Source organism: Rickettsiales bacterium (assembly GCA_041396965.1).
GTDB lineage: Bacteria > Pseudomonadota > Alphaproteobacteria > Rickettsiales > SXRF01 > SXRF01.
The window spans coordinates 411,839-433,293 of the sequence record JAWKXN010000001.1 but is presented as its reverse complement, the minus strand read 5'-3'; the positions used below and the strand labels follow the sequence as shown (position 1 = coordinate 433,293).

Genomic DNA, 21,455 nt, shown 5'->3' with positions numbered 1-21,455 from the left:
ACCCCTTGAGAATCATCAGCAAAACTTATCTCTTAGAAACTCAGCGGCGATAACTATGCCTTCCATATCTATACTATGTCCAAGAAAAGGCCTGGTATGCGATTGCACACCGCAACCATGCTCTTTCAACGTTTGTGTGGCGTGAGCGAGCGAGGAATAAGGAACTACATCATCCGCCTCACCATGAATAAGCGCTATTGGCGGTCGCGCTACTATTTCTTTCGCAAGTATCTCCGCTCCTATAAGAGCACCGGAAAAGCCGACCACAGCCGCTATTTGTGGAGTACGGCGGAGTGCTACGTGCAAAGCGGTCATCGTGCCCTGTGAAAAGCCAACAAGAGCCAGATTTGAGTTATCAAGAGATAATTCCGCAAGCTGCTCATCAATAAATTCGTTAAGCAAACCAGCCGCTTTATTTACACCGTCCAGCATATGTTGTGGCTGCCTATCCATTAGTGAGAACCACTGAAATCCATATGGATTCGCCTCACAAACAAAAGGTGCGTTGGGTGCCACAAAATGAGCATCCGGTAATGCCCTGCCTAGCATATCACCAATATCTATCAAATTCGGACCATCCGCGCCCCAACCATGCAAAAGAATAACGAGTTGTTTCGCCGCAGCACCGGAAGACGGTTTTCTAAATATTGTCGGAGTTATTTTTGACATGAGTCTTTTGCTAGCCTTTATTGTTGTTAGTTATGGATTCTTAGTTTAGTAATTTGGATATACTATTAACCAGCAAGGTGCAACTAAACAATGGCTAAATCCTTACTTCTAATAGATGGTTCCGGTTTTATATTCCGTGCCTATCACGCTTTGCCTCCGCTTTCCGACCCTAATGGAACTCCGGTTGGCGCGGTACTCGGCTTTATGAATATGCTACTAAAATTGATGGAAAGCAAAAACCCTGATTATGTAGCGGTGGTTTTTGACGCGGCACGAATTACCTTCCGTAATGAGATATATCCTGAATATAAAGCTAATCGCCCCCCTGCCCCTGAGGATCTTATCCCACAATTCAAGTTAGTGCGTGACGCGACATTGGCGATGAATCTTCCCGCTGTGGAAATGGAAAATTATGAGGCTGATGATATAATCGCCACCTACACCCGTCTAGCGAAAGAACAAAATGTTGAAGTTACTATCGTATCATCAGATAAAGACCTAATGCAGCTTATAGATGATGACATGGTAAAAATGTTTGACGCTATGAAAAACAAGGAGATAGGAAGCGAGCAGGTAGTTGAGAAATTTGGTGTTACTCCTGATAAAGTTTTGGAGGTTTTATCACTTATTGGCGATAACTCGGATAATGTTCCGGGAGTCGCTGGCATTGGTCCTAAAACAGCGGCGGAACTTATCGGACAGTATGGGAACCTTGAAAATTTACTTAAAAACGCAAGTGACATAAAGCAGCCAAAACGCAGACAAACTCTGATAGATAGTACTGAGATAGCGAAGCTTTCTAAAAAACTTATAACCTTAAAAGATGATGTAGAGTTACCACTAAAAATAGAAGAGCTTGCTCTTCGTGAAATGTCACCAGATATATTAGTGAAATTCCTACAGAAACACGGTTTCAAATCACTGCTTGCTAAGATGGAAAAGAAATTCGGGGTTGAAGCCACCCCACCGGTAAATAACAAAAAAACCGTAGAGAAAAATATAACAGAAAAAAATACGGAATATACGACTGTAAATAAAGTAGAGGAACTTAAATTATGGGTAGAAAGAGCGATAGAAAAAGGGGTGGTCGCTTTTGACACTGAGACTACTTCTCTAAGCGCCACACAGGCGGAACTAGTTGGTTTTTCATTATGCGTAGAGGAAGGAAAAGCCTGTTACGTGCCGCTTGCCCATAAGGTAGCAGGAAATGAGGAAGCGCGAACGGATGATTTATTTAGAGATAGCGTGAAACCAACAGGCGTAGCCAAACAAAATACTGGACAAATATCTATAAAAGAAGCTCTTACCATAATCAAGCCTCTGCTAGAGGATGAGTCTGTGCTTAAGATAGGTCAGAATATAAAATATGACATGTTAGTGCTGAGAAACTTAGGGATTAATATAAAGCCTGTTGATGACACCATGCTGCTATCTTATGCGCTTAACGCTGGCACGCACTCACACGGAATGGATGAACTAGCGAAACGCTATCTTGGCATTACTACGATAAAATATGATGATGTGACTGGAACTGGTAAAAATCGTATTGGTTTTGAAATGGTTGATATAAAAGACGCGACAAACTACGCGGCAGAGGACGCTGATGTCACCATGCGTCTGTGGAACTCGCTTAAACCGAATCTTATAAAGGAAAAATTGGTAACTTTGTATGAAACCATAGAGCGTCCACTATCGCCGGTGCTTGTTAAAATGGAGGAAAAAGGTATTAAAGTATCACCGCTAAAACTCGCTGAACTCTCAAAAGAATTAGCGAAAAAGATGGCGGAATATGAGCAGGAAATTTATAAGCTGGCGGGCAGAGAATTTAACATAGCTTCCCCCAAACAACTTGGTGAGATATTATTTGATGAGATGGCTATAGAAGGTGGAAAAAAATCAGCGAAAAGTGGAGCTTACAGCACTGATAGTAAGATATTAGAGGATCTCGCTGATAAAGGCTATGAACTGCCAAAACAAGTGCTTAACTGGCGGCAACTAGCGAAACTTAAAAACACCTATACTGACTCACTGGCTCAACAGATAAACCCAAAAACCGGACGTATACACACTAGTTTCGCTATGGCGATCGCCTCTACTGGTCGCTTGAGTTCCAGTGATCCTAACCTACAAAATATACCAATACGCAGCGATGAGGGCAAAAAAATCCGTGAGAGTTTTATAGCTAAGGATGGCTTTGTGCTGTTATCCGCCGATTATTCGCAGATAGAGTTACGGCTACTTGCCCATATAGCGGATATTGGAAGCCTTAAAGAGGCTTTCAAAAATGGTGATGATGTACACGCTATAACCGCCAGTCAGATGTTCGGTGTGCCGCTTAATGAGGTTAATTCTGACCTAAGGCGCAAGGCAAAGACTATTAATTTTGGGATTATATACGGAATTAGTGCGCATGGGTTAGCGACTAGACTTGGTATAGGTAGAACTGAGGCAAAAGAATATATAGATAAATATTTTGTTCAATATTCTGGAATCCGTGATTATATGGAAGATTGTCGTGAATTCGCTCGTAAACATGGTTATGTAAATACTTTATTCGGTCGCCGTTGTCATCTGCCCGATATAAATGATAAAAACGCCGCGCGTAGACAATTCTCGGAGCGTGCCGCGATAAACGCCCCCCTACAGGGGACAGCCGCTGATATAATAAAACTCGCGATGATAAATATTGACAGTAAACTCAAGAATGAAAAAGATATAGATATGCTGCTGCAAGTTCACGATGAGTTGATATTTGAGGTAAGAGAAAATTATGTCGCTAAATTCAGCCCAATAATCAAAAACTGTATGGAAAACGCTGCTAGTTTATCCGTACCTCTTACAGCTCAGATTGGAACAGGTAGCAACTGGAGCGAAGCGCATTAGAGACACATTAATAGGCTATAATAAAACGATAAATATATTATGGAATCAATATGATAGATTGGGATAAATTAAGAATATTTCATGCGGTCGCAGGTGCTGGTAGTTTTACTAACGCTAGTGAGCAACTAAATCTTAGTCAGTCAGCTATCAGCAGACAAATAAGCTCGCTTGAGGAACGGCTTAAAGTATCGTTATTTACCCGTCACGCTCGTGGTCTTACCTTAACTGAGCAAGGAGAAATTCTATTTAGCGCGGCAAACGAGATATTGAATCGTCTATCCGTTACGGAAAACTCCTTGCTGGAAAGCAAAGAACGCCCACGTGGTCCACTAAAAATAACCGCGCCGGTCGCGTTTGGCACCACTTGGCTTACACCAAGAATGAATGAGTTTTCTCAGGCCTATCAGGATATTGATATATCAATGCTAATAGACGACAAAGAGCTTGACCTAAATAAACGAGAAGCGGATGTAGCTATCAGACTATTTCCAGCAAAACACCCTGACCTTATCCAACTTAAGCTTACTGTACTCAGAAATTCCATATACGCTTCACACGAATACCTAAAAAAACATGGGGTACCACAAAAAGCGAAAGAATTGTCTGATAGAAAACTTGTTATATTTGGTGATGATAGGAAGCATCCATTTTATGGCGGCAATTGGATATTAAAAACACTTGGTGCTAACAACCCGCCTAAAACCCCGCCTTTTAAGATAAATACTATGCTTGGCATTGTAAAGGCGGTTGAAAGCGGGATGGGAATTACCAGCTTGCCAGACTATATCGGGCGCAGCAATCCATTACTTACCAAGATATTGCCAGAAGTAAATGGTCCGCAAACTGATGTGTATTTCATATACTCAACAGAGATCCGCAATCTGAAGCGAGTTAAGGTGTTTAAGGAATTTATGCTTAGAAAGCTCTCAGAAGATGGCTTAGGACGAGCTTCTTGAGACTATAAGACAGTGAAATATATAATTCTATAGTACAATTACCAATCTATAGTACAACAGCAAAAGCAAAACCCTCTGAAACCCGCAGTGAGTGGTGCCGCTTATCTGATTTGAACAGATGACCTACCGCTTACAAGGCGGTTGCTCTACCACTGAGCTAAAGCGGCACAAAGATACATCACGTTTATAATGATTTTATCACTACTGTAAATAAAAAAAACCGAACCCCTTGCGGGGTTCGGCAAAGTATACAGGGAGGAATCGGGCTAAGCCCGACGATGAAGGCTACATAGTAGCAATCACTTGAGACTGAAGTTAGCCGCAGATCCTCATTTTTCCTAATGTTAATATGGCAGGACAGTTATGCTATAATTGCATAGCTAAACAAATAAAAAATTCTAAATACCACTATATTCAGCGCAATCCAGACGAATATCATTTATTTTCAATGGCTTTTGCATAAGATGACAATAATGTGGCTTCCCTTTAGGATGTTCTTTGCCGAAATTCTTACAACTAAAACACATCCTTACCGGTATAACATCTGTGTTTTGGAGATAACCTATAAGCAACAACATACCTTCCCACATCTTACCAATTTCCTCTTCTGAGGCTTTATCAAACGATTTAGCAAAAAAATCAGTAAAAGGAGAAAGTTTTTTTACGTATTTCTTACCATCTCTCGATAGTGATAGAGAGAAGCCGCGCGCATCCTCTCCACCCTGTTTTTTAAGCAGCTCTTTTTCCAAAAGTGATTTAACCGCATCACTAACCGTAGCTTTAGTAACAGCGAACTCTTTGGATATAGTGGTTACATTGCACTGCTCGATATCATGATAGGATATAAATAAAAGAATCTGCATTTGCAAAGGGCTTAGACGGTACATTTTCGCCTCTTCCCACAATATAGCCCGAAACAAGGTAGACAAACGCTCTATGCCAACTATTATTTTGGCGCGCCTATCGGACTCCTGCTCATCTCTATCAAATGCACCAACCATATGAATAATCTATCACATATTAGTAAAAAAATTAATTAAAAAATAATTTTTAATATGGATTAGGACATCCTTCCATCTGTAATATAAAGTGACCTTTCTCAGCTATAGACTGTTCTACTAGTTGGTTAGCTGACTCAGAATGACAAAAGTTACAACGTTCTTGCTTTAGAGCACCAGCTGACTCACCTATTTCCTCTAAAAACGCTCTAGCAAATTTTACAGCATCCTCTTTACTACCACCATTTGGTAACAATACATCAAAATGAATAGTACCTCCCTTAGATGAGGAAGCGTAAGTATCATAAACATCTATTTTCATAAAATATCCTAAATTATTTGTTGCGGTATTTTTGTTTATCGTAAATGAGTATTACTCAACAGTTATGGTTATTTCTTCTGACGCTACCACCGGATTGTGCGGCACATGACTAGGATCGGCGAATAACAAGCGTAATTTATGCTTGCCTTTTGGAAGCTTCAATTCGGTTTCAGTTTGTCCTTTACCAAAATGAAGATGGTTATCATCATTGGGAATAGCATATTCCAAAAGTTCCTTAGTCATTGGTGCGTCAACTAGCAAATGATGATGACCAACATTACTAAATTTTTTGGTATCAACTCCGGCAGGAGCAATTCCCATATTGCTTAATCCAAAAATAATTTTAAAAGGGCTCTTTACGGTCTGACCATCTTTAAGATTAACAAAATACACCTTAGCACCTGCTGGGGATGGTGTTTCCCCAGCAAACGCAACAGGAGCAATTAGACAAGATAGAACACAAAACGCGGCAATCCTTTTCATAAACTCTCCTATTTGATTAATTACTTACTTTTACCTAGAAGACTTAAATCACCAGAAGCTACATCCCATACGTTCACTATACAAAGAAGTGGCGCATGAACCTGTTCATTAACTCTAAGAGCTGAGGTCACAGCGTCATAATTGAACGATTCTGGGAAACCAAGCTCCTTAAGAGGAACTTTTACCATAGTTTTACTCCCTTCCATTGAAAAATCATAACCAGGACTATCAATAAATATAGGAAGATTCGGCCAAGTTACTGGAAGTTTAGGTTTTGTCCCTTCTGGTATGTCTTTTACTTTCATACCATCTTTACCACAAGCTTCATCCTTAGTAAGAACAACCCAGTGTGAATGCCATTTTTTACCATCATTGGCTTTATTGCCGTCACCATCCTCATCATAAAGAGGCGTATCATCAAAATCTGGATGCGAAGTAAGAACTAAAGCGAGTATCCCCTGCCCTTTTTCAAAACCAACAACACCGCTATCAAGGCTGGTTGGCCATACATAACTATAAACATCCGCGCTTGCTAGCTTACCTTTAGCTTGTGGTATAACTTTACCTACATTACCAACAACTTCTTGCTTGAATACAAGATTACTACCTTCCGTTACTACTTTAGCGTGAACAATGTCAAATTCCGCTCTTATCCCTTTGCTTTTAGTAGCTGTTATATCACTTTTACCAGCATCGGCATAAGCACTTAAAGAAGTTCCAACCATCAGGGCAAAAGCCGCTGACACAATTCCTGAACGTAAAAACATAAATATACCTCTTTTATTTTTAATTCATAAATATTAAGCCAAATAGGACAAGAAACCACAGATACAAAATATCTATAAAACCACCTAAATCGACGACCCTAAAATAGTTAGGATTCCTAATAATATAGTTAAATATGTAATTATTGTCAATAGTATTTTTTGATATAGATTAGCAATATATATAATTGTATAATAATAAAAAATGCATAAACCAACCAAAAATATTTATTATGAAAATCCATTACTTTCAACATGTTGATTTTGAAGAGCCAGCGCTAATCAACACGTGGGCGGAACAACAAGAGCATCGCCTGTCATACACAAAACTTTATAACGGTGAACAGTTGCCAGATATAAGTGAATATGATGCTTTGGTAATAATGGGTGGATCTATGAGTGTTCATGATGAAGATAAATATAAATGGCTAAAACCAGAAAAAGAGCACTTAAAACAGGCGATAAAAGAGAAAAAACATATATTGGGTATCTGTCTTGGAGCACAACTTATAGCTGAGTCACTAGGAGCTAAAATAGCAAAAATGTCCGAAAAAGAAATAGGCTGGTTTCCGATAGCGTGGCAAGACGCAGCGATGGGCAATCCACTTATATCAGGAATCAATCTGGTGATGAGTGTTTTTCACTGGCATGGGGAAGAGTTTTCTATACCTGATGGCGCTATCCATCTTGCTTCAAGCAAAGCATGCGCTAATCAAGCTTTTTTGTATAACGGTAATGTTCTAGGATTACAGTTCCACCTGGAAATGGATGAGAATGCTATAGACAGGATAATAAAAAATTGCGGTGATGAACTAACAGAAACCGGTGGCTCCATTCAGCAAGCAGAAATAATAAAACAAAAATCCACCAATATAGCTTCATGCGAAAGAGCGTTATTTTCTATTCTTGATAAGTGGATAGCCACCAAACTGTGATAACGTAGCACGGATTACCGTCCGCGATAATTATCCACGCCCTGCTCTGGTATCCATATATTTTCTGGTGGTGTACCAGTTTGGTAAAAAACATCTATTGGGATTCCTCCCCTTGGATACCAATAGCCACCAATTCGCAACCATTTAGGCTTTATCTCGGAAATAATACGCTTTGCTATATACACCGTACAATCCTCATGAAAAGCACCATGTGAACGAAAAGAACCAAGAAACAACTTAAGTGACTTACTTTCCAGAAGATAATTTTTTGGGATATAGTCTATAACCAAATGAGCGAAATCCGGCTGCCCAGTAATCGGGCATATGGAGGTGAACTCTGGACAAGAAAAACGTATACAATAGTCAGTATCTTTATGAGGATTTTTTACTTTTTCTATAACAGCATCCTGCGGAGAACTTGCTAAGGAAACTTGCGCGCCAAGTTGGGTAAGTTGTTTTTTCATAACTAAAAAATCACGATATTTAACTTAAACAAAATATAATCTTTTGATGTTTATTTTAATTTATAAGCACCACGAAAATCGGGAATTTCACTAAATTGTCCTTTAGGGTCAACAAGACTTTCGGTTGAACCGATAATAAACACTCCACCTTCGTTAAGCGACTTAGCCATTTTAGCGGTTATTTCCGCCTTAGTTGGCTCATCAAAATAAATAAGCACGTTACGACAGAAGATAATATCAAATTTTCCGAGAGTTATATAGCTTTCTAATAAATTTTGAAGCTTGAACTCTACCATTGAGCGGATATTATCTTTTATCTTCCATGAGGTATCAGGCATCGAGGTAAAATATTTAACCAGCATCTGAATAGGAAGACCTCTCTGAGCCTCAAATTGCGAGTACAAACCCTCTTTTGCTCTATTTACCACTTTACTAGCCAAGTCTGTCGCTACTATATCAAAATTCCAACCAATAAGCTTAGAGTCCTCCTTGATGCACATGGATATTGTGTAAGGCTCTTGACCGGTGGAACAAGCGGCACTCCATATCCGTAATTTCTTAGCGGCGTTAGGACGTTCCATAAGCATAGGAAAAACTATCTTACGAAGAGCCTCATAAGGCTTTATATCACGATAGAATGATGACTCATTAGTAGTCATCGCCTCAGTTATCTCAACTAACAACGACTCGTTAGGACGTAAACGCAATAAATCACATAATTGTTTTATATCCTGTAATTTATGAGCACGAGCTATCGGCAACAAACGACTTTCAATCAAATACGCTTTATCATCAGTAAGCGCTAACCCTGAACGTTTTTTAAGAATATCCGCCAAATATTGAAAATCCTGAGCCTGCATTACCTTCCCTCTATTTGCTTTATCAGGTATCCACCTATTTCATTCAGTGGCAATACCGCTCTACATAATTTATTCTCAACAACCGCCTTGGGCATACCATACACAACACAGCTTGCCTCATCTTGAGCTATCACACTAGCACCATTTTCCACAGCTATCTTAGAACCAAGATAACCATCCTGCCCCATACCTGTTAACACCAGTACAACTAACTTATTACTATAAATTTTGCTTAGTGAACGAATCATAGGGTCAGCGGCTGGTCTACAAAAATTTTCTGGCGCTTCCTGATTTATTTTTATAACAACCGTATCATCCTTACCTTTTTCCGCAACCATATGATAATCACCAGGCGCTAGGTAAATATTCCCAGCATCAACTACTTCACCACCCTTTACCTCAATACACGGACGACCAGAAATTTTTGTTAGATTCTCCGCTAGTAAAGTCGTAAATGTAGGAGGCATATGTTGGGTTAAGAAAATTGGAAATTTGAGTAAATGCCCCTTCAGAGATTCAAATAACGTCACCAAAGCTTGTGGTCCACCAGTAGATGAAGCTATAGCTATCGCACGCACTCCAGATACACTAAGAGGAATATTATTATATGAGACTAATTCTATTTTTGGAATTGCCTTTTTTTCTACCTGTTCTCCTGCTTTGGCGATAGCGGCGGTCGTAGAAAGATGAACTGATTTTCCAAGAGCTTTTACTTTAGCTATTAAATCACGATAAAATACATCAACCTCATTGCCATCACGCGATGAAGGTTTCATTAGATAATCAGTAGCCCCAAGCGACAGAGCTTTAAGACTTATACTAGCATTAGCTTTAGTGAGAGTGGATACTATTATAACTTTGCTGCTAGGAGACGCCTTAAGCAAGAGCGGCAAAGCGTCAAGACCATTCATACCAGGCATTTCAACGTCTAAAGTGATGACATCAGGCTTTAATTTACTAGCCATACCTATAGCCATCTCGCCACTAGAAGCCGCCTCTACAATCTCTATAGAGCTATCTCTCGATAGCGCCTTAGACATAAGACCGCGTATAACAGCAGAATCGTCAACTAATAAAACCCTAACGGACACAGAAAACCTTTCTATAAAACAAATAAACAGAATAGGATAAACTAACTATAATCTATTCCTATTTGATCAAGTTTACCTTTAATAATCTCACTGTCGAAAGGCTTCATAATATATTCGTTGGCTCCTAGCTCAAGAGCCTTCATAATATTGGTCATTTCACTTTCTGTTGTACAGAATATAACTTTTGGAATATCGCCGTCAGGCATAGAACGAAGCTCTTTAAGAAATTCCAACCCATTCATTACCGGCATATGCCAATCCAATAAAATAAGATCCGGCATTCCACCTTCATCAGATTTTGGTTTACCACAATGCTCTACAGCCTTTTTGCCATCTTCAGCTTCAAACACTACGAATCCTATATCTTCCATAATGCTGCGCTCCAGCTTACGAACAACTTTAGAATCATCAACTACAAGGCATGACAACATATTTCTTCTCTTTATCTATTTGTTAGAAATCATGGATTCTACATCAATAATTACCAAAAGCTCTCCTTCTAGCTTGTAAATACCTGTAGTTACCTCTCTCCAAGCTCCACCAAGATTAGTCGGTGATTTCTCAATGGCGTGGCTTGGCACTGTCATAACCTCGCCTACACTATCAACCATAAGGCTATAGAGCTGTCCCCTATGTTCAACAACCACAAACATACTCTTTTCATCTTCTTCTTTTTCTACAAGACGTAGGCGGCGACGAAGATTTATTACGGTTACGATACGACCGCGCAGATTAAGAGTGCCCTCAACTTCTGATGCTGAAAGAGGTATTGAGGTTATTTTCTGCCTACGTAACACATCACGAACATTTCCAACAGGTATTCCAAATAACTGCTGATCTATTCGCATAGTAACATACATGTGCGCGTCAGAAGCTAAAATCCCGTAATCAACAGAAGATGCGCCTGCGGCATCAATATTTGGTGTAGTATTCATTACGCAACCTCCTTATGACCAAGAACCCAGTGCGCGATAGAGCCAAGCAAACCAGGACGATCCGTTTTGACTATACAGTCATTCATACCGACTTCCTTACTGCGCTGCACAACCTCGCTACTAAGAGAAGCAGTATAACCGACAATCGGAGTTCCATTAATGTTGGTATTATTGCGACATGCGGAAACAAAATCAAACCCATCCATAACCGGCATTTCTATATCAGTAACTATTACATCAAATTTCTTGTCTTGTTTGGAAAGTATATTGAGGGCATCGCGTCCATTTTCTGCTACACTAACGTTATAACCTACCGCTGAAAGCATCGGGACTGTGAGGTTACGGAAAAATGGGCTATCCTCTACCAGTAGAATTGACTTATTCTCAGCCTGCTGTTTGCCTATAGAGTTACTGTCAGCTACCACCTCTCCAACAAGGTCAGAAAGCAGGTAACCTATATCAACTATATCGGTGGTTTTACCTAAGATGACCATACTACCAAGATAGCCTTGACGTTTAGCGTCTTTAGATGAAAGCTTTATATCAAATGGTGCTTGAACAATATCAACTATTTCATCTACCACTAGACCAATGACCTTTTTATCATAACCAAATACTATTACATCTACAGCTCCATTATCAGGCATTGAAAAATCGTCATCCAGAGTTATAAGACGCATTAAATCGCCGCGATATTGAACAACGGGCTTGTCACCAGCCACCTCTATGTCTTTTACATTAATCTCCTCAAGACGCGATATAAGCTCAAGAGGTACAGCTTTAGGCGCGCCATCACCAAGCGTAAATGATAGGAAACCAATGGTATTTTGTGATGATTCCATAGACTGCACCACATCAACATCTTCAGATTTAGCTCCAATATCCGTACTACTAATAGTTCTAGCTATACCATTTGGGTCAAGTATCATTATAACACTACCATCACCAAGAATGGTATTACCGGAATAAATTGATAAGGTTTTCAAAATATCTGAAACAGGTTTAACTACAATCTCCTCAGTATCATACACTTTATCAACCAGTATGCCAAAATCGTAACTACCGACTCTACAGACCACTATGTAGGCCTCTCTATTAATCAACTCGTTATGATCGCAAGAGAAACCAAGAACCTCTGTCATCACAGCAAGTGGTAGAAGCTTATCACGCAAGCGCATTACCAATGAATCATTAATCATTTCCAATTCAACTCCTGAACCAGGAGCGGCTCTTACCAACTCAATAACATTTATTTGCGGCACCGCTAGCTTCTGACCCTGCGCTTCCACAATGAGCACTGAAACTATCGCAAGGGTAAGCGGTATTTTAACGGCTATCTTTGATCCCTTACCAAATCTACTTTCTAGATCTATAGTCCCGCCAATCTTTTGTATATTAGTTTTGACAACATCCATTCCAACACCACGACCGGAAACGCTGGTAACTTTTTCAGCCGTAGAAAACCCCGGAGCAAAAACAAACTGTGCTATCTGTTTTTCACTCATACTGGAAAGTTCTTCCTCAGTCGCTATACCATTAGCTATAGCTTTCTTTTTTACCCTATCTATATTTATTCCTCTACCATCATCAGTAATCTCTATTATAATGTGACCACCCTCGTGATAAGCGGAAAGACTCACAGTACCGACTTCACTCTTGCCGGCGGCTTTCCTTTCCTCAGGGGTTTCTAGTCCATGATCACAGGAGTTACGCACCATGTGGGTAAGTGGATCTTTAATTACATCTAAAAGCTGGCGATCAAGTTCGGTATCAGCACCAACCATCTTCAAATCAATCTTTTTCCCTAAGTCAATAGATAAGTCACGAATGAGACGAGGGAATTTAGACCAACCGTTACCTATAGGCTGCATCCTTGTTTTCATCACACCTTCTTGTAATTCGGAAGTGATATGACTCAACTGCTGTAAAGGAGTCACTAACTCTTTATCGTCTTTCATGCGCACTATTTGCATAAGTTGATTACGAGTAAGAACCAACTCACTAACCATCTGCATGAGACTTTCAAGCACATCTATACCAACACGTATACTCTGTACAGATTCACCACTTTTAGCCGTTGGCTGTTTTTTAATATTTTCTTCTTCAGATTTAGGCGCTTTACCATTCTTTACAACAGAAATGGCTTCATCATTTTCAAATGAGTCATTAACAGCTTCTTCATGCTGATCTGAAGATGACATAGATTCCATACTAATATCTCCTGTATTATCAGACTCGGTTACATCACTCGGAGAAGAGTTCTCTCCTAATTTAGAAGCTTTTTCTTCAGCAGCCATACGTTCCAGAGCCTCTATTATGCTCGGATCATCTTCACCCTTGAAATGAGGGAAATCATCACCACTCGCTATAGAGTCATCATTAACAACATTGTCTTTCGCCTGAGATTCAGAATTAGAAGTGACTGAACCACAACTAGAATTGTCAATAACCCCTGTTTCAGCGAATTTATTAAGACGATCTATAAGATCACTATCACTTCCCGCTTCTTCCTCACCATATTCACTAAGATAATCTATAAGTCTTTTAATATTATCAAGTGACTCCAATATTATTGTCACAGCATCAGAACTAGCTTCTAGCTCTCTATCTCTTATTTTTCCCAATACATTCTCAGAAGCATGGGCCACGTGCTCAAGACGCGGCAACCCGAGGAACCCACAAGTACCCTTAATTGTATGCATAATCCTAAAGATATTACCCAATATCTCATCATCTTGAGGATTTTTTTCCAACTTCACCAACTCAAGGTCTAAAGTAGAAAGGCTCTCACTTGTCTCAGTTATAAATTCTACTATCAAATCATCCATAACAACACCTAATTATAAATATTAATGTGCAGAAAAATCTTACTGCACTACCTTAAAAATCAACCCATTATCTTTCTTACACTCAAGAACAACACCCAAATCTTTCGCGTATCTCCTAGTTAAATATAACTGAACATTTTTTGGAGTTATTTCTCCATCAAATGACTCGCCAAGCAAAACCTCATCAACCTCCTCATTAAACTTCATACTTTCACCCTTAGCATGAACAGTAATGTTCTTTCGCGACAGCTCATCCTTACCCATTCTCACCGAAACACTTCCACCTCTTATCAAGGATGAAGAAAGAATTATAATCAGGTTATAGATCAAACGCACCATCCTGAAGCTTACGGAAACGCCAGAAGCATCAGCATGAGCATCAGGCCAGTCTAACGTTATCTCGCTACCAACAAAAAAATCCTCAGCTACCTTGCGTTTTTCGGCAAGATTAGCTTCTCCACTATTTTTTATATTACCGTAAGCCATACGATAAAATTGCAGCCTACTTACGGCGGAAAAAGCACTACTTACTATCAAATCAACAGCCTGCCCCTTCAAGTCAAATCCCTCTTCACTTAAAAATTCCGCTCCATTATTCACAGCACCTATCGGTCCTGTCAGATCGTGACACAAGCGCGTACATAGCAGCTCCGCTATATTTATATCGTCAATCATTAAAATTTCTTATATTCTAGTTAATTGCAGCAAAAAGTATAAATAACTATCGCTTATAAAAATAAATTTTTAGTAAATAAAAATTGCATTATAAAATAAAAACTGTACCAAAATAATTATGAGATACCTCTAACAAATAAATTAAATAAATTTTTAGTAAAATATGAGTTATATATGACTATAAAATCTTAGAATAATTTAGGTTTTATGAGACACTTTATACAAATAGACTTGATCAAAAATGACGGAAAGCGTGGAATATAACAGTAACATTAATATGCCTAACACCGGATCTGGCATAGGAATTAGGTTGAAGTCTGAAATAAAAAAAAATGGAATGACTGTTACAGAACTAGCGAGGCGTTCCGATGTTCTGGCTTCCTTTATATACGACATAATAAGCGGAAAATCCAATAATCCCTCTACCATAAAATTGGTTCGTATAGCTAATATATTGGATATAAGCCTTACTTATTTAATAAGTGGAATTGATAATGACTCTATACGTGATGGGGTAAAAAGTGGAAAAAACAATTACGCAGAAATAAAATTTACAAACAACATAAAAAATACCACAGAATATGAAAAATCACTAAAAATACCGTACCTTATAAATAAAAATTGGGCAGACGAAAAGTTAGGGGTTTACACAGAAAACATACGGGCATCTATAATTAATGATGATGGAATGCTTCCAACATTGACAAAAAATGACTTTATATTGATAAATACAGACGATAAAAAACCCACTCCTCCTGGCATATTCGTGATATCAGATGGTATAGGAATGATCGCAAAACGCTTGGAATACATAGGACAGCCTAATAATGAACATATTCGTATAATATCTGATAACTCAAATTACCTTACTTATGAATGCCACATAAAAGATATATCAGTAATTGGCAGAGTAATACATTTATCCCGTATAATATAATAGCTAAATTTATAGCCTTTCCATTTGACTTCTTCTCTAAAAATTAAGTTGACTAACAGCTATAGTCATTTAAGGTAATTTTTACCGCAAATGACTATCAAAATCAATGCGTAAGAGCATTGATTTTACGCCACTGAGCTAAGCGAGAAGCACGACCAGCAGGTCGTGCCAGCCCTGAGCAATGTCCCATTGAAAATCAGTAGATTTTCACGGGGATGATATATAAAAATTTCCAGCAGGTCGTGCTATCCTTCATCTGTGCTCCATCCGCCTTTGCGTTTGCGCGCTACAGCGAGACAGGTGTGAGGGACAGTAGTCCCGTAGCGGGAGCGAAATAACTTTATTTTCATGGGGGAAAATAAAGTTAAACTACTATAGTCGTAAATCGCAACCATGTTGTCCTAAACAGAAAACCTTCTTTAATCACAATCAAGTTACCAAATGATTTAGATAATTATTGTTATTACTATGTCTATCCAACTCACTTACCTTACGATATAGAGTAGAACGCCCTATCCCTAGACTACGCGCTGCTTTACTCATTGAACCCCCACAAGCCCCAAGAGCATAACGAATAGCGTCTTCCTCTAATATACGAAGCTTTTTTATCTTGCCTTCCTTGTCCAATAAAGAAGAAACGCTATACAAATGAGTTACATTATCACCGCCACTATTTATACCATCAGATTTTAGTCTTTTTTCTAACTGCTCAATTTTTCTATATAAATTGGATATTTTAAGCGAATTCCTAATTGAAAGCCAAAGCCTATCTATAGAAATTGGCTTGGTTAAAAAATCATTGGCTCCCTTATTTATAGCGTCAAGAGCGAATTCATAGTTTCCATATTCAGTAATAATTATTATTGGAATTTTAGAACTATAGAGCCTGATGGCCTGAATTAAATCAACACTTCCCGCCCCAAAATAAGTCACATCTATAATCATTAACGCTATAAGCGACTCCAAAGACACCACAGAGCTAATAGCGTCTACTGAGTTTTTAGCCGTAAGTATCTTATAATTAGAGCTATTATTTATATATTTTTTCTCTAAAATTTTTTGAATATCTCCACTATCAATAACTAAAATGTTACTAACCATATGTTTTTCCAAAAATAATGAATGAATTACAAATTATCTATATCTAAATAGTACAGTTATAAAAATTAAACCACCACAAATTGTATATAATTATATTTATACAATCAACAATTTTATAATGCGCCTTAAATATTTTTTTGCTGCATTCTATACTAAATAATGTTAATAACAATAGTTAATAAAGGGTTAAATTTATGAGTTATAAATTACGAATAATATTTTTATTATTGATAGCTATTATGTCCTCAGGCTACCGGTGGCGCTGTTATTTCCTTTGTGATGAACAAACAGCCATACAGAATGACTATGTTGAAATGAGAGATAATTGTCGTAGTGAAGCACAGGATAATCTACAGGCAGCTCTAAAAAAAATAACAACTAACATTAGCAAAAGAGAACAAAAAAAACAATTGGTGGCGTTGTTTAGTGACTGTATGGCAAGGCATGGCTGGGATATACCGAGTGGTATTAAAAAAACTACTAAACAGCAACTAGCGAAAAATGGTGGGCAAGCTGGTAACGCGGCTAGGTCAGCGGCTGTTCTACCTATAACGAATAATGGAGACAACAAACAAGAACGAAAAACACCGGTAGAAAATAATAAAAGAAAAACCACACAGGAAAGTAAGAGTGTTACCAAGAAACAGGAAAAAGAAATCCAAAAGTCTCAAAATGATAGAGAAAAAGATAAAGATACTCAACGATTGATTACAACCGCTAATAATAATCAGAATAATAATCAAGCGGATAACCAACAAAATAATGTACGCAAACAACCGGCTGTTACAAAAAAACGTAAAGAAAATACAACAAGACAGACCACCAGCACACAAAATCAGCAAGGACGAAAGATAACAAACGCTACAGAACAGCAACCTATAATTGTTAGCAAAGCTGACAGTAGCAATGACAGAAGACCGCTTACCACCGCTGAACGCAAGCAGCAAAATCAACAGCAAGAAGCGAGAAGATTATCTCAATACAGTCCAGCAGCGGGAGGAAGAGATAATAAAACGGCTAGAAGTAGCGCGGATAAAAGTAAAGACAGCCTTAAAGATAATGAAACACATGTGATTAGTGGTGAGAGCAAATCAGACATAGTGCACAGACAGCCAAGAATTACTAAAGACAATCGAAATAATGTAAAACAGAATAATTCAGATAAGCAAAGGATAGAAAATAGTCGTAACACCGTAACAGCAAAGCGTGGCGAGCAGAAAACACCTAGACAAGCAAGCAATAAACAGCAAAAAAGTGATAGAGAAAACCAACCGGTATATCAGCCAATAATAGCTGGTCAGCGATATGTAGATGACAATAACAATGACAGAAGACCACTCACCACCGCTGAGCGCAGACGACAAAATCAACAGCAAGAAGCAAGAAGACTTTCTCAATACAGCCCAGCAGCGGGAGGAAGAGACAATGGAACATCTAGAAGTAACGCGGATAGAAATAGAGACAGTTTCAAAGATAATGAAACACGTGTAGTTAGTGATGAAAGAAGGTCTGATATAGTCAACAGACAGCCAAGAGTTGTAAAAAAAGTAAAAACAAATGATGATTCTTCCGATATAATCGCCACAAATAAAAGTATAAATGAGGATACAAAAGCACGAGAAAAACAAATACAAATATTGGCGAATAATACTGGTAGCAAACAAAATGATTTGACCAACAAAAACAGAGATAGAGATGAAACTATTTCTACAAGAGATGAAAAGAGAAAACAGGACGCGGCAAAACAATCATCTGGCAGACAACAACAAAGAGAGAATATTAAGCAATCCAAGATAGTGCAATATCAGCCGATAATAGCTGGTCAGCAACGTATAAATGATAATGGAAACGATAAAAGACCGCTTACTACCGCTGAGCGCAAACAGCAAAATCAAAAACAAGAAGCAAGAAGATTATCTCAATACAGCCCAGCAGCGGGAGGAAGAGATAATAAAACGGCTAGAAGTAGCGCGGATAGAAGTAAAGACAACAGCTTCAAAGATAATGAAACACATGTGGTTAGTGGTGATAACAGATCTGATATAGTGCACAGACAGCCGAGAGTTATGGAAAAAATAAAAACGGCTGATGACTCTTCTAATATAACTGCCACAAGTAGAAGCATAAATAAGGGCACAAAAACAAAAGAGAAACAAATATTGGCAAATAATACTGATAGCAAACACAGTGATTTGACCAACAAAAATAGAAATAGAGATAAAACTATTTCTACAAGAGATGAAAAAAGAAAACAGGACGCGGCAAAACAATCATCTGGCAGGCAACACCAAAGAGAGAATATTAAGCAATCCAAGATAGTGCAATATCAGCCAATAATAGCTGGTCAGCGATATGTAGATGACAATAACAACGACAGAAGACCTCTTACCACCGCTGAACGCAGGCAACAAAGTCAACAGAAAGAGGCGAGAAGACTTTCTCAATATAGCCCAGCGGCTGGAGGAAAGGATACTAGTTTAGATAGGATAAATAATAGCTTCAAAGAAAATGAAACACACTTGGTTAGTGGTGATAACAGATCTGATATAGTCTATAGACAACCAAGAACTACTAAAAATAATGGACAGAACCCAGTAGGCAGCGAAACAACGAAAGATGTCAACCATAGACCGACTCAATATCAACCAATTTTTAGTAAAAATCTTGATGAACTAGAAACAAAACAAGCAAACCAGAATTTGGAAGCGCCTAAAAATAAAGGTAATAAACAACCTACCCAATATCAGAATGCTTTACGTAAAGGACAAAATAAAGACAAAAATGATGTTAATGAGCTAAATAGTAGAAAAACACAAACCGCCATAAACAATAATAGAAATGACAAATTAAAAATCGCTGGCAAAGATAAACGTGGTGATAGAACCGTACTCTCTGTAATTAGCAACCAAGAAAAAAATAAAATCCGAGACAATAAAAATACTTCTGATAATATATCTACCAATGAGAAATCACTGGCAAATAACGCGCCACTAACAAGAGCATCGTTAGATACAAAAAAACTTTCTAACTCCGCTAAATCTGATATTCAAAAAAATCAGGAAATTCTTGTAGTGGAAAGAAATGTAAATAGGACATCTAGCCCTAATAATAACGTCACTGACCAAAATGGTAAAAGCAATAATGTTACCCAACCGTCCATAGAAATATTAAATGAGAATATATTCGGCAAAAGTGATGGTGGCAATAATACTAATAATGAAAATAATAGTTTTGTTTATAATCAGAGCAACTCAACAAAAAAGAGTGTTACATCCGATAACAATACAAATAATAATTCCAGCAAAAATGGCAATGAACAAAAGTTCGCCTCACTATCGCCTGCCGCTGGTGGCGATTCTATCATAATACCTCAATATGGCGAAACACCCACTAAGATTGGCAATTTACCAAAAGTTACCAAATTATCACGCCGCGCTAAAGAATGCGCGCTGGCTCGCCATTCCGCTAAAAACTCAAAAAATGCGGCAATATTAGCAAGAGCATGTGATCTTGAGTGCGAAAGCTTTCTAAAACAATCTACTAATAAGGGTAAACGACCAGCCGCCTGCCCTATTGAAAATGAGGCAATAAGCTTGCTAGATAAACAATTAAATTTTGTCAAATAGTGGATAATATGATGAAAGTAACAATGCGTTCTGCTAGTATATACGGATGCGTATTTTATATTCATTAATAGCGATATATTTAATTGTTCTTGCCGTAGTTGCCGTATTTCAGAGGAAACTGCTGTACATCCCTGATAGAAATATAGGTGAGCCAGAACAATATGGTCTTTTAGGCTTTCACGAGTATTTTGTAAAAACAGATGATAATATTTCCATACAATTATGGTACAAGCCAGCGGAAGACAATAAACCGACAATAGTCTATTTTCACGGCAACGCCTCACATATGGGAAACCGCGCTGGAATATACTCGGCGCTTACCAATCACGGGCTGGGAGTGCTAGCTGTAAGCTACAGAGGATATGGGAAAAGTGCAGGCAACCCGAGTGAGCGAGGATTATATAAAGACGCTAGAGCGGCTATATATTTCTTAAACGAATCAATGAGATTACCACTTAATAAAATAATAATATATGGAGAATCTTTAGGTACGGGAGTATCAACGAAAATAGCCTCAGAATACGACGTAGGAGCGGTTATATTGCAAGCTCCTTATATATCAGCGATAAAAAGAGCTTCTGAGATATATTTCTTCTTCCCAGTAAATTTGGTGATGCTTGATAAATTTAACTCAATATCAAGAATAGACAGAATAAATTGTCCACTGCTTATTTTACATGGCAAACAAGACGAGGTGATACCTTCTTATCACTCGGAAACCTTGCTAAAGGAAGCCGTTCAACCTAAAAAAGCTATATTTTTTGATGATGTTGGTCACAATAATTTTGATAGCGGAAAAGTAGCTGAAGAGATAATGAGATTCCTAAAAGAATACAATCTCTCTGATTAAATCACTAAAATATATGTCATATGACTTTACAATGAGCTATATGGCGATAATATTGTGTTAACTAAAATCCTCTATAAA

The 21,455-nt window shown here is 38.2% G+C and carries 19 protein-coding genes and 1 tRNA gene; 6 read left to right on the top strand and 14 right to left on the bottom strand.

Features of this window, described 5'->3' with window-relative positions; all coding sequences use genetic code 11:
- Nucleotides 1-15 precede the first annotated feature (15 nt).
- Complete coding sequence (locus tag R3D71_02190; GenBank protein ID MEZ5690459.1) at nt 16-669, bottom strand: alpha/beta fold hydrolase; 654 nt, start codon at nt 667-669, stop codon at nt 16-18.
- A gap of 90 nt (nt 670-759) precedes the next feature.
- Here R3D71_02190 and polA point away from each other — a divergent pair, with 90 nt between their 5' ends.
- Together polA and R3D71_02180 are read left to right on the top strand one after the other, a co-directional pair.
- On the top strand, nt 760-3,552 hold the full coding sequence (polA, locus tag R3D71_02185) for a DNA polymerase I (GenBank protein ID MEZ5690458.1): 2,793 nt from the start codon (nt 760-762) through the stop codon (nt 3,550-3,552).
- Between the two features lie 50 nt (nt 3,553-3,602).
- Entirely contained in the window at nt 3,603-4,508 is a 906-nt protein-coding gene (locus tag R3D71_02180) for a LysR family transcriptional regulator (GenBank protein ID MEZ5690457.1), read from the top strand.
- Nucleotides 4,509-4,600: 92 nt separating this feature from the next.
- Here R3D71_02180 and R3D71_02175 read toward each other — a convergent pair.
- The 5 genes from R3D71_02175 to R3D71_02155 form a co-directional block, all read right to left on the bottom strand.
- Nucleotides 4,601-4,675: transfer RNA gene (locus tag R3D71_02175), tRNA-Thr, on the bottom strand.
- Nucleotides 4,676-4,906: 231 nt separating this feature from the next.
- Entirely contained in the window at nt 4,907-5,509 is a 603-nt protein-coding gene (locus R3D71_02170; protein MEZ5690456.1) for a MarR family winged helix-turn-helix transcriptional regulator, read from the bottom strand.
- Between the two features lie 49 nt (nt 5,510-5,558).
- Entirely contained in the window at nt 5,559-5,828 is a 270-nt protein-coding gene (locus R3D71_02165; protein ID MEZ5690455.1) for a DUF2024 family protein, read from the bottom strand.
- 51 nt (nt 5,829-5,879) lie between these two features.
- On the bottom strand, nt 5,880-6,311 hold the full coding sequence (locus tag R3D71_02160; GenBank protein MEZ5690454.1) for a DUF4399 domain-containing protein: 432 nt from the start codon (nt 6,309-6,311) through the stop codon (nt 5,880-5,882).
- A gap of 20 nt (nt 6,312-6,331) precedes the next feature.
- A complete protein-coding gene (locus tag R3D71_02155; protein MEZ5690453.1) occupies nt 6,332-7,078 on the bottom strand; it encodes a hypothetical protein in 747 nt (248 codons plus the stop codon).
- Between the two features lie 230 nt (nt 7,079-7,308).
- Between R3D71_02155 and R3D71_02150 the strand changes: the two genes are divergently transcribed.
- Entirely contained in the window at nt 7,309-8,010 is a 702-nt protein-coding gene (locus tag R3D71_02150) for a type 1 glutamine amidotransferase (protein ID MEZ5690452.1), read from the top strand.
- Between the two features lie 14 nt (nt 8,011-8,024).
- Here the strand turns inward: R3D71_02150 and queF are convergent, their stop codons facing one another.
- From queF to R3D71_02115, 7 genes are read right to left on the bottom strand one after another with little or no spacing between them, the layout of a single operon-like run.
- Nucleotides 8,025-8,474 carry a preQ(1) synthase gene (gene queF, locus R3D71_02145; protein MEZ5690451.1) on the bottom strand — a complete coding sequence of 150 codons (450 nt, stop codon included), beginning with the start codon at nt 8,472-8,474 and terminating at the stop codon, nt 8,025-8,027.
- A 50-nt stretch (nt 8,475-8,524) separates the two neighbouring features.
- Nucleotides 8,525-9,334, bottom strand: coding sequence for a protein-glutamate O-methyltransferase (locus R3D71_02140; GenBank protein ID MEZ5690450.1), 810 nt, complete (start codon nt 9,332-9,334; stop codon nt 8,525-8,527).
- Nucleotides 9,334-10,425 carry a chemotaxis response regulator protein-glutamate methylesterase gene (locus R3D71_02135; GenBank protein MEZ5690449.1) on the bottom strand — a complete coding sequence of 364 codons (1,092 nt, stop codon included), beginning with the start codon at nt 10,423-10,425 and terminating at the stop codon, nt 9,334-9,336. The genes R3D71_02140 and R3D71_02135 overlap by 1 nt, the downstream gene beginning before the upstream one ends.
- A 41-nt stretch (nt 10,426-10,466) precedes the next feature.
- Nucleotides 10,467-10,856: a response regulator gene (locus tag R3D71_02130; protein ID MEZ5690448.1), complete on the bottom strand. Its 390-nt coding sequence runs from the start codon at nt 10,854-10,856 to the stop codon at nt 10,467-10,469.
- A gap of 15 nt (nt 10,857-10,871) precedes the next feature.
- Complete coding sequence (locus R3D71_02125) at nt 10,872-11,360, bottom strand: chemotaxis protein CheW (protein ID MEZ5690447.1); 489 nt, start codon at nt 11,358-11,360, stop codon at nt 10,872-10,874.
- Complete coding sequence (locus R3D71_02120) at nt 11,360-14,188, bottom strand: chemotaxis protein CheW (protein MEZ5690446.1); 2,829 nt, start codon at nt 14,186-14,188, stop codon at nt 11,360-11,362. The genes R3D71_02125 and R3D71_02120 overlap by 1 nt, the downstream gene beginning before the upstream one ends.
- A 39-nt stretch (nt 14,189-14,227) precedes the next feature.
- On the bottom strand, nt 14,228-14,863 hold the full coding sequence (locus R3D71_02115) for a histidine phosphotransferase family protein (protein ID MEZ5690445.1): 636 nt from the start codon (nt 14,861-14,863) through the stop codon (nt 14,228-14,230).
- Nucleotides 14,864-15,104: 241 nt separating this feature from the next.
- On the opposite strand from R3D71_02115, the gene R3D71_02110 reads away from it, so the two are divergent.
- Entirely contained in the window at nt 15,105-15,800 is a 696-nt protein-coding gene (locus tag R3D71_02110) for a helix-turn-helix domain-containing protein (protein MEZ5690444.1), read from the top strand.
- A 429-nt stretch (nt 15,801-16,229) separates the two neighbouring features.
- On the opposite strand, the gene R3D71_02105 is transcribed toward R3D71_02110, so the two are convergent.
- A complete protein-coding gene (locus R3D71_02105) occupies nt 16,230-16,901 on the bottom strand; it encodes a response regulator (protein ID MEZ5690443.1) in 672 nt (223 codons plus the stop codon).
- A 194-nt stretch (nt 16,902-17,095) separates the two neighbouring features.
- Here R3D71_02105 and R3D71_02100 point away from each other — a divergent pair, with 194 nt between their 5' ends.
- Entirely contained in the window at nt 17,096-20,527 is a 3,432-nt protein-coding gene (locus R3D71_02100; protein MEZ5690442.1) for a hypothetical protein, read from the top strand.
- A 46-nt stretch (nt 20,528-20,573) separates the two neighbouring features.
- A complete protein-coding gene (locus R3D71_02095) occupies nt 20,574-21,377 on the top strand; it encodes an alpha/beta hydrolase (protein MEZ5690441.1) in 804 nt (267 codons plus the stop codon).
- Nucleotides 21,378-21,455: the final 78 nt, after the last annotated feature.

What these genes read in the sequence shown, in the direction of transcription:
- R3D71_02190 (MEZ5690459.1), bottom strand. Translation starts at nt 669, where the DNA reads ATGTCAAAAATAACTCCGACAATATTTAGAAAACCGTCTTCCGGTGCT.
- polA (MEZ5690458.1), top strand. Translation starts at nt 760, where the DNA reads ATGGCTAAATCCTTACTTCTAATAGATGGTTCCGGTTTTATATTCCGT.
- R3D71_02180 (MEZ5690457.1), top strand. Translation starts at nt 3,603, where the DNA reads ATGATAGATTGGGATAAATTAAGAATATTTCATGCGGTCGCAGGTGCT.
- R3D71_02170 (MEZ5690456.1), bottom strand. Translation starts at nt 5,509, where the DNA reads ATGGTTGGTGCATTTGATAGAGATGAGCAGGAGTCCGATAGGCGCGCC.
- R3D71_02165 (MEZ5690455.1), bottom strand. Translation starts at nt 5,828, where the DNA reads ATGAAAATAGATGTTTATGATACTTACGCTTCCTCATCTAAGGGAGGT.
- R3D71_02160 (MEZ5690454.1), bottom strand. Translation starts at nt 6,311, where the DNA reads ATGAAAAGGATTGCCGCGTTTTGTGTTCTATCTTGTCTAATTGCTCCT.
- R3D71_02155 (MEZ5690453.1), bottom strand. Translation starts at nt 7,078, where the DNA reads ATGTTTTTACGTTCAGGAATTGTGTCAGCGGCTTTTGCCCTGATGGTT.
- R3D71_02150 (MEZ5690452.1), top strand. Translation starts at nt 7,309, where the DNA reads ATGAAAATCCATTACTTTCAACATGTTGATTTTGAAGAGCCAGCGCTA.
- queF (MEZ5690451.1), bottom strand. Translation starts at nt 8,474, where the DNA reads ATGAAAAAACAACTTACCCAACTTGGCGCGCAAGTTTCCTTAGCAAGT.
- R3D71_02140 (MEZ5690450.1), bottom strand. Translation starts at nt 9,334, where the DNA reads ATGCAGGCTCAGGATTTTCAATATTTGGCGGATATTCTTAAAAAACGT.
- R3D71_02130 (MEZ5690448.1), bottom strand. Translation starts at nt 10,856, where the DNA reads ATGTTGTCATGCCTTGTAGTTGATGATTCTAAAGTTGTTCGTAAGCTG.
- R3D71_02125 (MEZ5690447.1), bottom strand. Translation starts at nt 11,360, where the DNA reads ATGAATACTACACCAAATATTGATGCCGCAGGCGCATCTTCTGTTGAT.
- R3D71_02120 (MEZ5690446.1), bottom strand. Translation starts at nt 14,188, where the DNA reads ATGGATGATTTGATAGTAGAATTTATAACTGAGACAAGTGAGAGCCTT.
- R3D71_02115 (MEZ5690445.1), bottom strand. Translation starts at nt 14,863, where the DNA reads ATGATTGACGATATAAATATAGCGGAGCTGCTATGTACGCGCTTGTGT.
- R3D71_02110 (MEZ5690444.1), top strand. Translation starts at nt 15,105, where the DNA reads ATGACGGAAAGCGTGGAATATAACAGTAACATTAATATGCCTAACACC.
- R3D71_02105 (MEZ5690443.1), bottom strand. Translation starts at nt 16,901, where the DNA reads ATGGTTAGTAACATTTTAGTTATTGATAGTGGAGATATTCAAAAAATT.
- R3D71_02100 (MEZ5690442.1), top strand. Translation starts at nt 17,096, where the DNA reads ATGAGTTATAAATTACGAATAATATTTTTATTATTGATAGCTATTATG.
- R3D71_02095 (MEZ5690441.1), top strand. Translation starts at nt 20,574, where the DNA reads ATGCGTATTTTATATTCATTAATAGCGATATATTTAATTGTTCTTGCC.